The following is a 13,326-nucleotide window of genomic DNA, read 5'->3' as shown; positions in this document are numbered from 1 at the left end:
CCCCAGCACCCACGTCAACCCCAGCGCCAGCGGCGTCAGCAGCAACAGGAACGACGCGAGCACCGAAGCGCGCGGCAGCCCCTCCTCACTGCCCAGCAGCACCAGCTCGTAGATGCGCGTGGTGAGCACCCGCGTGGGAGGCGACGCCGAAACCCCGAGCAGGTACGGCACGCCGAACGAAGACGCGGCCATCAGGAACACCATCACCGCGCCCGACAGCAGCGATGGCAGCACCAGCGGCAACGTGGTGCTCACAAGCGCGCGCAGCGGAGAAGCACCACACACCCGGGCCGCCTCCTCCAGCGCCGGATCCACCCGTCGCAACGCCGCCGCCCCCGCGAGCAGCACCAGCGGCAGGCCCGACAATCCCTCCACGAACGCGATGCCCCCTGGCCCGTAGAGGTTGAACACGTCCGCGCCCAACATCCGGTTCAGGTACCCGGCCCGAGGGCTCGCGAGCGACAACCACCCCATGCCCCAGATGAACGCGGGGATGGCCGAAGGCAGCGTGAACAGCACCGTGAACGCGCCCCGCATCGGCAGGTCCGTGTGGAAGAGCAGGAACGCCAGCGGCGCACCCAATCCCAAGGCCCACGCCGTTGCGCCCAGCGACACTCCCAACGTGTTCCCCAGCGCCCCCGACTCCGTCGCGAGCACCTGCCCCATCCCTGCCGTCGCCGCACCCACGCCCCGCAGCAGCAGCGCCGCGACCGGCAGCACCGCGAAGAGCAGCAGCGGCACCAGCCACGCGCCCAGCACCAACCACCGCCCCCAGCCACGTCCCGTCATCGCGCGAACGCCCGGCTGAAGGCTTCCTTGATGTCACCGCCGCGCAGCAGGCCCTGCTCCAGCACCTTGGGGGACCACGCCTGAGCACGCCCCAGCAGGCCCTCCACGCCGGGCTCTCCACGAGGGCCGCCCAGCCGGGGATCCACCGCGTGCATGTCCCCCTTCTCCACGATGATGCGCTGACCTTCCGGCGACAGCAGCACGTCCACCAGCGCCTTCGCCGCCACCGCGTTGCGCGTCGTCGCGAACAGGCCCACCGGTCCGGGGATGACGACCGCGCCATCCTCGGGCCAGACGATCTCGATGGGGCTGCCCTTCGCCTTCGCCGCCAGCGCGTTCTCCAGGAGCAGCACGCCCACGTCCACCTCGCCGCTCTCCACCTTCTGGAGCACGGCCGCGTTGCCCCCCGCCACCACCGCGCCCTTCTGCCGCAGGCCCGCGAAGTACGCGTCACCGCGCCGAGCGTGCATGAACACCGCCCAGGTGAACGCCGTGCCCGACGTGAGGGGATCCCCGATGGCGGCCTTCCCCTGCCAGCTTCCATCCACCAGCGCCGCGAACGACTTCGGCGCCACGCCAGCCCCCACCCGGTGCACCAGCACCATCGTGGACAGACGCACCGCCGCGTACCGCGCATCCAGGTCCATCAGCGTGCGCGGAATGCGCAGCGCGTTCACGGAGGCGTAGCGGAGGAACGCGCCGTCCCTGGCCAGCCGCTCGTAGAGGAACGGATCCGACGTCATCAGCACGTCCGCGCGCACCGCGCCCGCGGCCCGCTCCGCTTCCAGGCGGCTCGCCACCTTCTCGCTGCCGGCCTGATACCAGTGCACCTGCACACCGGGCAGTCGCTCCTTCAACAGTGGCTCCAGCGCATCCAACACGTGCCGGTACATCGACGTGTAGACCCACACCTCACCGGAGGGCGTCGCGGCCTGCGACACGGCGGCCCCGCCCGACGGCGCGGCGGATTCGATGCGGCACGCGCACAGGAGGACGAGCGCGAGGGCGAAGCCGAAGCCCCGCAACGGGAGGGGGATGCGCATGCGGCTGTCGATTATGCGGCACACGCCCTCCATTCACATCCACGCATCTGCCCTACCGAATGTTGGCGACCGGTGGCTCGCGCACATTCAGCGCGGGCGCCCGTTGTGCGCCGTCACGGGCGGACCCAACGTCCGCGTCCCAGGCGCCACCCGCATCACCCGGTGGCCGGAAGGACGCCCGCCATGACCCGGAAGGAATTCCTCGCCGCGACGCTGTCGTTGATGGTCGCCCCCAACGTGCTCGGCGCCCCGCCGTCGAAGTCCAAGGCGAAGGCCCCCGGCGTGCCCCGACGCAAGCTGGGCCGCACCGGCCAGGAGGTCTCGTGCGTGGGGCTCGGGGGCTTCCACATCGGCAAGCAGAAGGACGAGGCGGAGAGCATTGCCCTGATCCGAGGGGCGCTCGACCAGGGCATCAACTTCCTGGACAACTGCTGGGACTACAACGAGGGCAAGAGCGAGGAGCGCATGGGCAAGGCGCTGCGCGACGGCTACCGCGCCAAGGCCTTCCTGATGACGAAGATCGACGGCCGCGACAAGAAGACCGCCGCGAAGCAGATCGACGAATCGCTCCAGCGCCTCCAGACGGACCACCTGGACCTGCTCCAACTCCACGAGGTCATCCGCGAGAGCGACCCCGACAAGGCCTTCGCCGAAGGCGGCGCGATGGAGGCACTGAAGGAAGCCCAGAAGGCCGGCAAGGCGCGCTTCCTGGGCTTCACCGGCCACAAGTCCCCGGACATCCACCTGAAGATGCTGGAGACCGCGAAGGCACACGGCTTCCGCTTCGACGCCGTGCAACTTCCCCTCAACGTGATGGACGCCCACTTCAACAGCTTCGAGAAGCGCGTGCTCCCCGTGCTCGTGAAGGACGGCATCGGCGTGCTCGCGATGAAGTGCATGGGCGACCCCTTCATCCTCGACAGCAAGACCGTCACCGCGCCGGAGTGCCTGCGCTACAACCTGTCCTTGCCCGCCAGCGTCGTCATCACCGGCATCGACTCCCAGGACCGGCTGGACCAGGCCCTCACCGCCGCACGCGGCTTCAAGCCGCTCACCGAGAAGGAAGTCCAGGCCCTCCTCGCCAGGACGAAGGACGCCGCCCAGGACGGGGCCTACGAGAAGTACAAGACGAGCCGCCACTTCGACGGCACCGTCCAGAACCCCCAGTGGCTCGGCTGACACCGCGCCCCGACACATCCATGTCTTCCTGGCAAGGCGTGTCAAAACAGGTAATCATGAATGCTCCCCCTACCCGGAGCATCCATGAAGCGTCCCACTCGTGCTGGCCTTGTCGCAGCGGGAATCCTCGCGTCCCTTTCCGGCTGTTCTCCCGAACCGGAGGCCCCTTCGGCGGCGCCTGTCGAAGCCGAGGAGTTTGGCCAGGCGAAGCAGGGCGAGCGCGCCTATGACCCGGGCGCGGGCTGGAACCTGTCCTGGCAGGACGACTTCACCGGCACGTCGCTGAACACGGGCGCGTGGACGGTGCTGACGAGCAACTGGGATCCCGTCACGAACAACTGCAACTTCGGCACGGGCGAATTGGAATACCCGCGCGCGCAGAACGTGACGGTGGGCAACGGCAAGCTGGTCATCGCGGCGGAGCGCACGGCCGACAACCCCACCGACTCGCGCTGCGGCGGCCAGTTCCGTTCGTTCTACTCTGGCCGCCTGCACACCAAGGGCAAGGTGGAGGGGCGCTACGGGAAGATCGTCGCGAGCATCAAGATTCCGCCCGGCTACGGCATGTGGCCGGCGTTCTGGACGCTGGGCTCCAACATCCAGAGCGCGGGCTGGCCGGCCGCGGGGGAGATCGACATCCTGGAGTGGCACTCCAACGAGCCCACGTGGATGAAGTCCGCGCTGCACTGGCACAACGGCGGGCAGGCGGACTGGGGCACGGGCGCGAGCCGCGGCGTGGACCTGTCGCAGGACTTCCACACGTATGAGGTGGAGTGGAACGCGAACAGCATCGTGTTCCGGCTGGACAAGGACTTCGTGTCCACGGCGACCTTCGGCCACAACGAGACGGAGTTCCAGCAGCCGCACTACCTCATCCTGAACCTCGCGATGGGCGGCAACTGGTACGGCCACCCGTCGCCGAATTCCATCGACCTGCCGTGGGGCGCGCGCAAGACGATGGAGGTGGAATGGGTGCGCTGGTACCAGCCGGGCGGCTCGCAGTCGCTGGGCCTCACCAACGCGGGCTTCGAGCAGGGCCTGACGGGCTGGACCACCTGGAGCCCGAACGGCACCGCGAACGCCGCCATTTCGGAGACGTACAACGGCGGTCACTCGGGCAGCTACCACCTGACGCACTGGACGTCGGGCGCGCCCTACGAGGCCTGGACGTACCAGACGAAGACCGGCCTGGCGGCGGGCACGTACAAGCTGCGCGCGTGGGTCCGCAAGGGCGGCGCGTTCAACTTCGCGCGCTTCCAGGTGAAGACCTGCGGCTCGTGCGCGGCCGCCGTCAACAACCTGGGCACCTACGGTGGCTACACGCTGGTGGAGACGCCCGCCGTCACCGTGCCGGCCAACGGCTACCTGGAGTTCGGCCTGCACAGCAGCACGCCCACGAACAACGGCTCCAGCTTCATCCACGTGGATGACGTGGAGCTGGTCCGCCTGTAATCGCATCCTCGCCGCGCGCGCCGGTGTCCTTTCCGCCGACGCGCGCGGTGTCGCATCGCTCAGTACGGGACGAGCACGAAGTCGTCCACATACACCGTGCCCTGATCCGACCCCGAGTCGTCCATCAGGTAGAAGTCATTCACCGTGCCGGACGTGGCGCCCAGCGTGCTCAGCGGGATGGAGACCTTCTCCCAGGTCCCTGCCGCGATGGGGTGTCCCAGCACCGTCGCCAGGTTGATGCTGCCCAGCGGCGTGGCGTTGTCGTACAGCGCAAGCCGCAACTGCTGCCCGCCGGACGTGCCGCCGTGCACCCACAGGTCGATGGACTGGTACAGCGACAGGTCCAGCCCGGGGTGGTGGAACATCAGCGCTTCCCAGTAGTCCGGCTCGAAGCTCAGGGACGTGGGGCCCGAGTGCACGGTGACGGCCTCGTCCAGCGAGTGCGTCCCCCAGCTCCAGTCCTGGAACCCGCTGCCCATCGCGTCGTCGTAGATGACGGTGCCCACGGAGGGCGGGGCTTCGGTGAGGCCGTCGGTCAACGCGAGGCCCTCCGCCACGGTGACGGTGCGGATGCCGGTGGACTTCACGTAGTTCAGGATGGTGGTGAAGTTCGTCGACTTGTACTGCGTCTCGCGCGTGGGCGTGCCGGTGGTGAATTCGTGGAAGAGGATGATGAGCCAGCTCTTCTCCGCGATGGCCTGGTTGATCCACCCCTTCACCGTCGCCACCGTCACCGCGCTCGACACGTCGTTGGCGCGCAGCTCGTAGATGACCGTGTCGCGGTAGTTGCGGCCCGCGTTGATGGTGCGGTGGCTTTCGTACTCCGCCTTCAGCGACGTCATCACCGTCGCGTTGTACGCGCCGTAGGGTGAGGCGAAGTCCTTGCCGCACAGCGCGCCGACATTCGCGGCCAGGTACGCGCGCGAGTCGTGCAGCTCCGACGTGAGCTGCGCGGGCGTCAGCGACGTGAGGTCCGCGTGCGTGCGCGTGTGGCTGGCGATCTCATTGTTCTCCGCGTAGAGCGTCTGCACCTGCGCGAGGCTCATGTAGCCGCTCCAGCCCTGCGCCACCGCGTCGGTGACCAGGTAGTACGTGGCACGGATGCCGCGCGACTTGAGCGCCGGCCGCGCCACCGAATACTGCGTGCTCCAGCCGTCATCCATCGTGATGGAGACCATGCCTTCCGTGAACGGAGAGGCGGCAAGGGTGGGCGCGGCGCAAAGGAACACCGCGGCGCAAAGCGCGCGGGACAACGGATTCAGGAAGGTCATGTCTGGGCAATCCCCGGGTGAGGGTGTCCGAAGGATATGCGCGCGGCGCGGGAAACCCAGGCACCGCTTACCGGCACCAGGGCCGAGCCCCGTGTTAGAAGTCCACCCGCCCCATGAGTCCCTTCCGCCTCCCCTCCCTGCTCGTCGTCGTGCTCGCACTCGCGGCCGGTTGCCAGAAGTCGGCACCTCCGGCAGAGGAGGCCCAGGCGCGGCGGATCGTCTCGCTGTCGCCATCCGTCACGGAGACGCTGTTCGCCCTGGGCGCGGGTCCGGAGGTGGTGGGAGTGTCCGACTACACGGTGCTGCCCGAAGGCACGCCCACCCTGCCGAAGGTGGGCACCACGTTCGCGCCGAACTACGAGGCCATCGCGAGGCTCAAGCCCACGCTGCTCGTGGACCAGCAGGTGAAGCAGGCGCCCTCGGAGGCCTTGTCCGCGCTCGCGCCGCTGAAGGTGCTGCCCTGGCTGTCGCTCTCCGAGGTGGTGGGGAGCGTGAAGGAGCTGGGCAGGTTGAGCGGACGCGAGGCCCAGGCGACGGCGCTGGCGGAGCGGCTGCAAAGCACGCTGTCGCGTCCTGCACCGAACGACGCGCCCCGGGTGCTGCTGGTACTGGGCGACGCGGCGGGCACGCTGTCGGAGGTCTGGTACATGAAGCGCGGTTCGCTGCACGGCGCGGCGCTGGAGGCCGCAGGCGCTCGCAACGCCGTCGCCGACGATAGGGCCGGGCCGCCGAACCTGTCACTGGAGGGGCTCATCGCGCTGGATCCGGACGCGGTGCTGGTGCTCGTCACGACTCCGAGGATGGACGCCGGACAGCAGGCGTTGGTGCTGGCCCCGTGGAAGAAGCTCACCGGGTTGCGTGCGGCGCGGGAGGACCGGGTGCGGCTGGTCATCGGTGCCGACGTGCAGTCCACCGGGCCGGCCATCCTGGATGTCGTGGAGCGGCTGCGGGCCGCTCTGGGCACCCTGCCCTCCGCGCGATGACGGCCGGGCTGACGCTGGACTCGGTGACGGTGCGGGCGCGTGGGCGGACGCTGCTGGACGGCGTGTCGCTGCACGTGGCGCCCGGTGAGTTCGTGGCCATCGTCGGGCCCAATGGCGCGGGGAAGACGACGCTCCTGCGCGTGGCGCTGGGACTGCTGCGTCCGGACTCGGGACATGCGCGCGTGGAGGGACACGACGTGGCGGGGCTTGCTCCCAGGGAGCGGGCGGCGCGGCTCGCGTGGCTGCCTCAACGGCTGGAGACGGCGGAGCCCATCACCGCGCTGGAGCAGGTGGTCGCGGCGCGCTACCGCTTCCCTGAATCCCGACGCGCCTCCGAGACGGCGGCACAGCGGGCGCTCGCGGAGGTGGGGGCGCAGGACTTCGCGCCGCGTCCGGTGACAGAGCTGTCCGGTGGCGAGCGGCAGCGCGTGGCGATGGCGGGACTGCTCGCGCAGGAGACGCCATGGGTGTTGCTGGACGAGCCCGCCAACTTCCTGGACCCCGCGCAGCAGATGGAGCTGTACACGCGCATGGGCCAGCTCTGGCGCGCGGGACGCGGCCTCCTCTGCGTCACCCATGACGTCAACGTGCTCACGCACGTGCGGGTCCCTGGTACACGCGCCCCACGGGTGGTGGGACTGGCGCAGGGGCGCGTGGCGTTCGACGCGGATTACGACGCGCCGGACCTGGGCGAACATCTGGGCGCGCTGTTCGGCGTGCGGATGCACAGCACGTCCGTGGACGGACACCGCATCTTCGTGGGCCTGCCACAGCACGGGGGCACACGATGAGGCTCTGGGTCCTCCTGGCGCTGTGCGCGGTCGTCTGCGCGGTGGCGCCGTTCATCGGCCCGGGGGTTTCCGCCGATTCGGCGGACTTCATCTACTGGCAGCTCCGGGTGCCCCGTACCCTGATGGCGATGCTCGTGGGCGGCACGCTGTCGCTCGTCGGCGCGGTGTACCAGTCGCTCTTCGCGAACCCGCTGGCCGCACCCAGCACCGTGGGCACCACCGCGGGAGCCACGCTGGGCGCGCTCGTCGCCATCGTCCTGGGTGCCCGGCTGGCGCCAGGAGGCATGCCGTTCATCACCGCCGCGGCCTTCGTCGGGGCACTCGCCGTCAGCTGCGTGGTGGCCGCCATCGCCGCGGGCCGCCGCGTGCGCATGAACGACGTGGTCCTCGCGGGCATCGCGTGCTCCATGGCGGCGGGGGCACTCGCCACCGGATTGCAGTTCACCGCCGACTCCGCCGAGTTGATGGCCGCCATTCGATGGTCCCTGGGCCACCTGTCCCAGGTCGGTTACTCAAGCGTGCTGATGCTGTCTCCGTTCGCGCTCGTCACCGTCGTAGGCCTGCTTGCCCTCACCCGGGCCCTGGAGGTGTTCATCGCCGGCGAGGAGCACGCCGAATCCCAGGGCGTCCCCGTCCGCCGCGTGCGCGCGGTGGCCATCGGCCTGGGCGCGCTGGGTGTCGCCGCCTGCGTCGCCTGGTGTGGCCCCATCGCCTTCGTGGAGCTCATCGTCCCCCACGTCGTGCGGCGGACCCTGGGGGTGAGCCGGCGCGTCCTCCTGCCGGGCTCCGTGGTGGTGGGGGCCGCGTTCCTCGCGTTGTGCGATGCGTCAGCCCGGTTGATCCTGCCGGGACGTGAATTGCCAGTGGGGGTGGTGACGGCCACGCTCGGCACGCCCCTGCTTGTCTACCTGGTGGCGCGCGGTCGCTCCTGAGGGTCCCGGCGCACCGGCCGCCTGGGGAGCCGCACTGGCCCTTCAGGACGAGCGGTTCACGAGGCGAGTTCGGCTATATTCCGCGTCACATGGGGCCCCGCGAGGCGTGCCCTGGAACTTCACGAAAGGCTTTGGGCATGAAGCGGCTGGCAAGCGTGGGATTGATGCTCGGGGTGCTGACCCTGGGCGGGACCGTTGGCTGTGGCGACGAGAAGGCGGAGAAGGCCAAGGAGTTCCGGGTCAAGGGCACCAACTTCCTCGCCGACAAGAACTACGCGGAGTCGGTCAAGGCGTATGAGGAGTCGCTGAAGCTCGACCCGACCCAGGAGAAGGTCTGGGAGAAGAAGGCCTTCGCGCACCTGCAGCTGGGTCAGACGGATGACGCCGCGAAGGCCGCGCTGAAGATGCTCGACTTCGCCAAGACGCCTGACGAAAAGGCCGCCATCTACCGCAACATCGCGGCGATGTACGCGAAGAACGGCCCGATGGAGAAGGCCGTGGAGTACTTCCAGGAAGCGCTGAAGATCAACCCGAAGGACACCGACTCCCTGGGCTGGATCGCGGAGATGCACTCGCAGCGCGGTGGAGCCCGCAGCGGGACCGCCCCGGCCGTGCCGGAGGAGCTGGAGAAGGCGCTGAAGGTCTATGACCAGGTCATCGCCATCAACCCGGACTCCGCCAACTCGTACCTCAACAAGCGCGTCGTGATGGCGAAGTACATGGGGCACTCGCAGGCCATGCTCGACGCCGCCAATCAGGAGGCCATCGAGGCCGCCACGCCGCCGAAGCCGGAGAAGGGCAAGAAGGCCGTCGTGGATCCGGACGCGGCCGAACGCGTCGCCGCCGCCAAGGCGAGCGCCGCGGCCCATCAGGCGCGCATCGATCAGCTCAAGGCCGAGTTCGACGAGATGACCAAGCAGTTCGGCGAGGCCACCAAGCGCGCCAAGGCCGCGCAGGCCACCAACAAGCCGTAGCCCGCGCGGAAGTACCGGAAGGGGTGGGGCCTAACGTCGGCCCCGCCCTCCTCCGAAGAGGGCCAGCAGCACCCCGCCCACGAGCGCCGCGCCGCCGCCCGCGACGTAGAGCGTCGTCTGCTCGGTGTTGCGCCCGGTGATCAGCTCACTGGCGCGCTCGGTGAGCGAGTCCTTCGCCTTGAGCCCGGTGAACAGCAACACCCCGCCCGCGACGGCGAGCATCAACCCTACGATTCGCACAGCGCCCACACAGCCTCCTTGGATGGAATGACGGCGCGGCCGGGGCATCCCCGGCGCATCGCTTCAGCGCTTGCGCTTGCCGGGAGCGCCGCGTCCCGCCTTCGTGCCCGCGCCCTTCGCGCTCTTCGCGCTCTTCTTCCCGCCGGTCTTCTTCCCCGCCGGGGACTTCTTCGACGGCTTCGCGCGCGCTTCGGTGGCCGGCTTGCGGCCCTTCTTCGCGGTGCTCGCGCGGCCCGGCGCGGGCTTCTCGGACAGGAGCCCCCGCTGCGCTGCCAGTGCACGGATCCGATCGAAGCCGGGGTGCGGCGACGCGGCCGGCGCGTCCTCACCGAAGCGGTCGGCGTCGAAAGACGGCCCCGGCGGCGTGAACTCCTCACGCGGCGCGGTCTCCTCCGGGAACTCTTCGGGCTCGGCCGGGGCGTCGCTCACTTCGGGCGTCGGGCGCACCGGTTCAGCGGGCCGGAACACGCGGCGCTTGCCCTTGGTCGGGGTGGCCGGCTCCGCCTTCGGTGCAGGCGCTTCGGGCGCGGCTTCTTCGGTCCGGGCGCGCAGGAAGCGAGAGCCCGCCTTGGCCGGTGCGGCCTCCTCGCGGCGCCCTTCCCGACTGAACCGACCACGCGGGCGAGGCTTGGACGACGCCTCGGGGACGACATCGTCGGTGGACGGGGCGGTCGTGAAGTCCTCGTAGCCCGTGAGGAACGCGGCCTCTTCGGAGGCGATGTCCTCCTCCGTGGGGGGCTCCCACGTGCGAACACCGAAAGGCGTCTGCTCCGCGCCGACATCCCACGGGGCAGCATCCGCCCGGGACTTGCGACCTGCGGCTTCATCGCCCGGAGCGGCCTTCTCCCAGGGCTTGCGGCTCCCGGGCGCCTTCCCCGCGGCAGACTTCTCCCAGGGCTTGCGACCCGCTGGGGCATCCGCCGAGGAGGCCTTCTCCCACGGCTTGCGCTCCAGCAGCGAGTCCGCCGGGGCAGCCTTCTCCCAGGGCTTGCGGCCCACGGGCGCTTCGGCCGACGCGGTCTTCTCCCACGGCTTGCGACCCACGGGCGCTTCAGCCGACGCGGACTTCTCCCACGGCTTGCGGCTCGCCTTGACCGCCTCGCGCTCACCACGACCGGGACGACCGGCCTTGCCTCCGTAGCGCGAGGGCGCTTCGCTCACGGACTCACGGCGGCGCGACGGCGGCCGTGCACCCTCGGTCCGCGCCAGCGGCGACTCCCCTTCGAACTGGAGCGCCTCGAAGTCGATCTTCCGCGACACGGTGCTCGCGGACAGCAGTTGCACGCGCAGCTTCTGGCCCACGCGCACGCGCCGCCCGTTCGGATACACGAGTGAGTGCACGCGCTTGTCCAGCTTGGACCCCGGCCCCAGCGTCTCCGCCTTCACCAGGCCCTCGACGTGCTCCGTGTCCAACTCCACGAAGAAGCCGAACTCGGCGATGCCCGCCACCGTCGCGTCGAACTCCTCGCCCACGCGGTCCTTCATCAGGAGCGCCGCGTAGAACGACACCACCTCGCGCTCCACCGTCATGGCCGCGCGCTCGCGCTCCGAGCACTGCTGCGCCATGCCCTCCAGCCGTTCCTCCTCGCGCTCCAACTGCGCTTCCGACGGCCGCTTCCCCTTGCGCGCCCACACCGACTTGAGGATGCGGTGCACCAGCAGGTCCGGATACCGCCGGATGGGCGACGTGAAGTGCAGGTAGTTCTCCGCCGCGAGCCCGTAGTGCCCCACGCGCGTCGAGGTGTAGATGGCCTGCATCATCGAGCGCAGCAGCAGTTGGTTGAGCGCCCGCTGTTCCGGGTGCCCGTGCAACTGCGTGATGAACGCGTCCAGCTCCTTCGACGACACGCCGTCGTCCACGTCCAGGTGGAAGCCGTACGCCTCCGCCAGCGTGGCGAACGCGGCAAGCTTCTCCGGATCCGGCTCACCGTGGAACCGGTACACCGAAGGCAGGCTCTCGTCCTGGAAGTACGTGGCCACCGCCTCGTTGGCGGCGAGCATGCACTCCTCGATGAGCCGGTGGCTGTCCCTGCGCTCGCGCTTCTCCATGCGAACGGGCAGGCCATCTTCCCCCAGCACCACCTTGTGCTCGGGCACGTCGAAGTCGATGGCGCCTCGCGCCTTGCGCATGCCCATCAGCGAGCGCGCCAGCGCCATCAGCTCCTGGAACTGCGGCTTGAAGGCGTTGCGGTGCGGCACGTCCGTCCCGTCCAGGACGTCCTGCACCTCGTTGTACGTGCAGCGCGCCACGCTGCGCATCACCGCCGGGTACAGCTCCGACGAGCGCCGCGTGCCCTGGCGGTCGAACGTCATGTCCGCCACCATGCACAGCCGGTCTTCATCCGGACGCAGCGAGCAGATGCCGTTGCTCAGCCGCTCCGGCAGCATGGGCAGCACGCGGTCCGGCAGGTACACCGACGTGGCGCGGTTGAGCGCCTCCACGTCCAGCGCGCTGCGGTCCTTCACGTAGTGCGACACGTCCGCGATGGCCACCACCAGGCGCCAGCCCTCCGCCAGCGGCTCCGCGTAGACCGCGTCGTCGAAGTCGCGCGCGTCCTCACCATCGATGGTGATCAACGGCAGCGAGCGCAGGTCGCGGCGGCTTTCCGCCGTGGCCTCGGCTTCGGTGACGCGCACGGCGAACGCATCCGCCTCGTCCATCACCTCCGGAGGGAACTCGTCGGAGAAGCCCTGCGAGAAGGCCGACCCCAGCACCTCCGCGCTCGGCTCGCCCGGCCGGCCCAGTGAACCGGCCACCTCTCCGAACAGCCCCTGTCCCGGCTCCAGGAGATCCGCGCCCACGCCCAGGCGCACCTTCACCAGGTCGCCATCGCGCGCCATCTGCGTCGCGGGCACGCGGATGGGTCCCGGCAGGCTTGTGTCGTTGGGCGTCACCAGCGAGTGCCGGCCCTGCTCCACGTAGGTGCCCACCGCCATCTCGCGCCGACGGTTGACGACCCGCAACAGGCGGCCCTCGAAGCGGCCCGGCCGGCCCGCCACCTCCACGAGGACCCTGTCGTTGTCGAGCGCCCGCTGCGCCTCGCCCGGCGGCAGGAAGATGTTCTCGCCCTCGCCCGACACCGGGTGCACGAAGCCGAAGCCGTTCGGGTGCACGTGGAGGATGCCCTCCACCGTGGGCTGATCCGACTCCTCGAAGCGGTCATCCCGGTCGCGGCCACCGCGCTGGAGCCGACGGCGGAAGTCCTCCGCCCCCCGCGAGAAGCCACCAGTCCCCTGGGGAATGGCACTGGGAGCGGCGACGCGGAAGGCGCCCCGGCCCTCTTCGCGCCCACTGCCCGGCGCGGGACCGCGCTTGCGCGTGGGAGGTGCCTCGGGCGGCGGACGGCGCGCTTCGCCCTCGTCCTTCGGGGCACGCGGCCCTTGAGGGCCCTCCAGGCGGAAGCGCTTGCCGTCCTTGAGGATGACGCCCGCGCGGACCAGCTCCCGCAGGGCACGCTTGAGTTCGGTCTGCTGGCCGGGATGCAGCCCCCCGAGGCGCAGGAGTTCCTTCACGCCCAACGGGTGGTCGGCCTCGGCGAGGAGCTGTCGGATGTGTTCTTGGGAAAGGCTCACGGGAGGGGTGCGGCGAGGCCGCTCAGGGAACGGGTAAGCCCGAAGGATGCGGGCGGGAACCCCCCCGGCCCCATTCGCCCTCCCCGGGAGACCTTGCGG

At 70.0% G+C, this 13,326-nt stretch carries 11 protein-coding genes; 6 read left to right on the top strand and 5 right to left on the bottom strand.

Annotated elements, in window-relative coordinates; genetic code table 11:
- The coding region (locus tag D7V88_RS30895; RefSeq protein ID WP_120544214.1) for an ABC transporter permease at positions 1-789 on the bottom strand (789 nt) is incomplete at its 3' end.
- Positions 786-1,832: an ABC transporter substrate-binding protein gene (locus D7V88_RS30890; RefSeq protein ID WP_120544213.1), complete on the bottom strand. Its 1,047-nt coding sequence runs from the start codon at positions 1,830-1,832 to the stop codon at positions 786-788. The genes D7V88_RS30890 and D7V88_RS30895, both read right to left, overlap by 4 nt.
- Positions 1,833-2,015: 183 nt before the next feature.
- Here D7V88_RS30890 and D7V88_RS30885 point away from each other — a divergent pair, with 183 nt between their 5' ends.
- Positions 2,016-3,011 carry an aldo/keto reductase gene (locus tag D7V88_RS30885; RefSeq protein ID WP_120544212.1) on the top strand — a complete coding sequence of 332 codons (996 nt, stop codon included), beginning with the start codon at positions 2,016-2,018 and terminating at the stop codon, positions 3,009-3,011.
- 84 nt (positions 3,012-3,095) lie between these two features.
- The gene (locus tag D7V88_RS30880; RefSeq protein ID WP_120544211.1) at positions 3,096-4,463 is read left to right on the top strand and encodes a glycoside hydrolase family 16 protein; all 1,368 of its coding nucleotides are present in this window, start codon (positions 3,096-3,098) and stop codon (positions 4,461-4,463) included.
- Between the two features lie 59 nt (positions 4,464-4,522).
- Here D7V88_RS30880 and D7V88_RS30875 read toward each other — a convergent pair whose 3' ends face one another.
- A complete protein-coding gene (locus D7V88_RS30875) occupies positions 4,523-5,734 on the bottom strand; it encodes a polysaccharide deacetylase family protein (protein ID WP_120544210.1) in 1,212 nt (403 codons plus the stop codon).
- 113 nt (positions 5,735-5,847) lie between these two features.
- On the opposite strand from D7V88_RS30875, the gene D7V88_RS30870 reads away from it, so the two are divergent.
- From D7V88_RS30870 to D7V88_RS30855, 4 genes are all read left to right on the top strand, one after another.
- Positions 5,848-6,717, top strand: coding sequence for an ABC transporter substrate-binding protein (locus tag D7V88_RS30870; RefSeq protein ID WP_120544209.1), 870 nt, complete (start codon positions 5,848-5,850; stop codon positions 6,715-6,717).
- Positions 6,714-7,508 carry an ABC transporter ATP-binding protein gene (locus tag D7V88_RS30865; protein WP_120544208.1) on the top strand — a complete coding sequence of 265 codons (795 nt, stop codon included), beginning with the start codon at positions 6,714-6,716 and terminating at the stop codon, positions 7,506-7,508. Before D7V88_RS30870 ends, D7V88_RS30865 begins: the two co-directional genes overlap by 4 nt.
- Positions 7,505-8,440, top strand: a complete 936-nt coding sequence (locus tag D7V88_RS30860) for a FecCD family ABC transporter permease (RefSeq protein WP_120544207.1) — start codon at positions 7,505-7,507, stop codon at positions 8,438-8,440. The genes D7V88_RS30865 and D7V88_RS30860 overlap by 4 nt, the downstream gene beginning before the upstream one ends.
- A 137-nt stretch (positions 8,441-8,577) precedes the next feature.
- Entirely contained in the window at positions 8,578-9,414 is an 837-nt protein-coding gene (locus D7V88_RS30855) for a tetratricopeptide repeat protein (RefSeq protein ID WP_120544206.1), read from the top strand.
- A gap of 30 nt (positions 9,415-9,444) precedes the next feature.
- Here the strand turns inward: D7V88_RS30855 and D7V88_RS30850 are convergent, their stop codons facing one another.
- Together D7V88_RS30850 and rnr are read right to left on the bottom strand one after the other, a co-directional pair.
- The gene (locus D7V88_RS30850; RefSeq protein ID WP_208726577.1) at positions 9,445-9,663 is read right to left on the bottom strand and encodes a DUF3185 family protein; all 219 of its coding nucleotides are present in this window, start codon (positions 9,661-9,663) and stop codon (positions 9,445-9,447) included.
- 54 nt (positions 9,664-9,717) lie between these two features.
- Positions 9,718-13,227 (bottom strand): ribonuclease R, encoded by a 3,510-nt coding sequence (gene rnr, locus D7V88_RS30845; protein ID WP_120544204.1) that lies wholly within the window; start codon positions 13,225-13,227, stop codon positions 9,718-9,720.
- Positions 13,228-13,326 lie beyond the last annotated feature (99 nt).

It is taken from the genome of Corallococcus terminator, from assembly GCF_003611635.1.
Lineage (GTDB): Bacteria > Myxococcota > Myxococcia > Myxococcales > Myxococcaceae > Corallococcus > Corallococcus terminator.
The sequence above is the reverse complement of the archived record's forward strand: the minus strand, read 5'-3'. Positions and strand labels throughout refer to the sequence as shown.

Excerpts from the sequence above, each read along its gene's own strand:
- D7V88_RS30890 (WP_120544213.1), bottom strand. The coding sequence starts at position 1,832 with ATGCGCATCCCCCTCCCGTTGCGGGGCTTCGGCTTCGCCCTCGCGCTC.
- D7V88_RS30885 (WP_120544212.1), top strand. The coding sequence starts at position 2,016 with ATGACCCGGAAGGAATTCCTCGCCGCGACGCTGTCGTTGATGGTCGCC.
- D7V88_RS30880 (WP_120544211.1), top strand. The coding sequence starts at position 3,096 with ATGAAGCGTCCCACTCGTGCTGGCCTTGTCGCAGCGGGAATCCTCGCG.
- D7V88_RS30875 (WP_120544210.1), bottom strand. The coding sequence starts at position 5,734 with ATGACCTTCCTGAATCCGTTGTCCCGCGCGCTTTGCGCCGCGGTGTTC.
- D7V88_RS30870 (WP_120544209.1), top strand. The coding sequence starts at position 5,848 with ATGAGTCCCTTCCGCCTCCCCTCCCTGCTCGTCGTCGTGCTCGCACTC.
- D7V88_RS30865 (WP_120544208.1), top strand. The coding sequence starts at position 6,714 with ATGACGGCCGGGCTGACGCTGGACTCGGTGACGGTGCGGGCGCGTGGG.
- D7V88_RS30860 (WP_120544207.1), top strand. The coding sequence starts at position 7,505 with ATGAGGCTCTGGGTCCTCCTGGCGCTGTGCGCGGTCGTCTGCGCGGTG.
- D7V88_RS30855 (WP_120544206.1), top strand. The coding sequence starts at position 8,578 with ATGAAGCGGCTGGCAAGCGTGGGATTGATGCTCGGGGTGCTGACCCTG.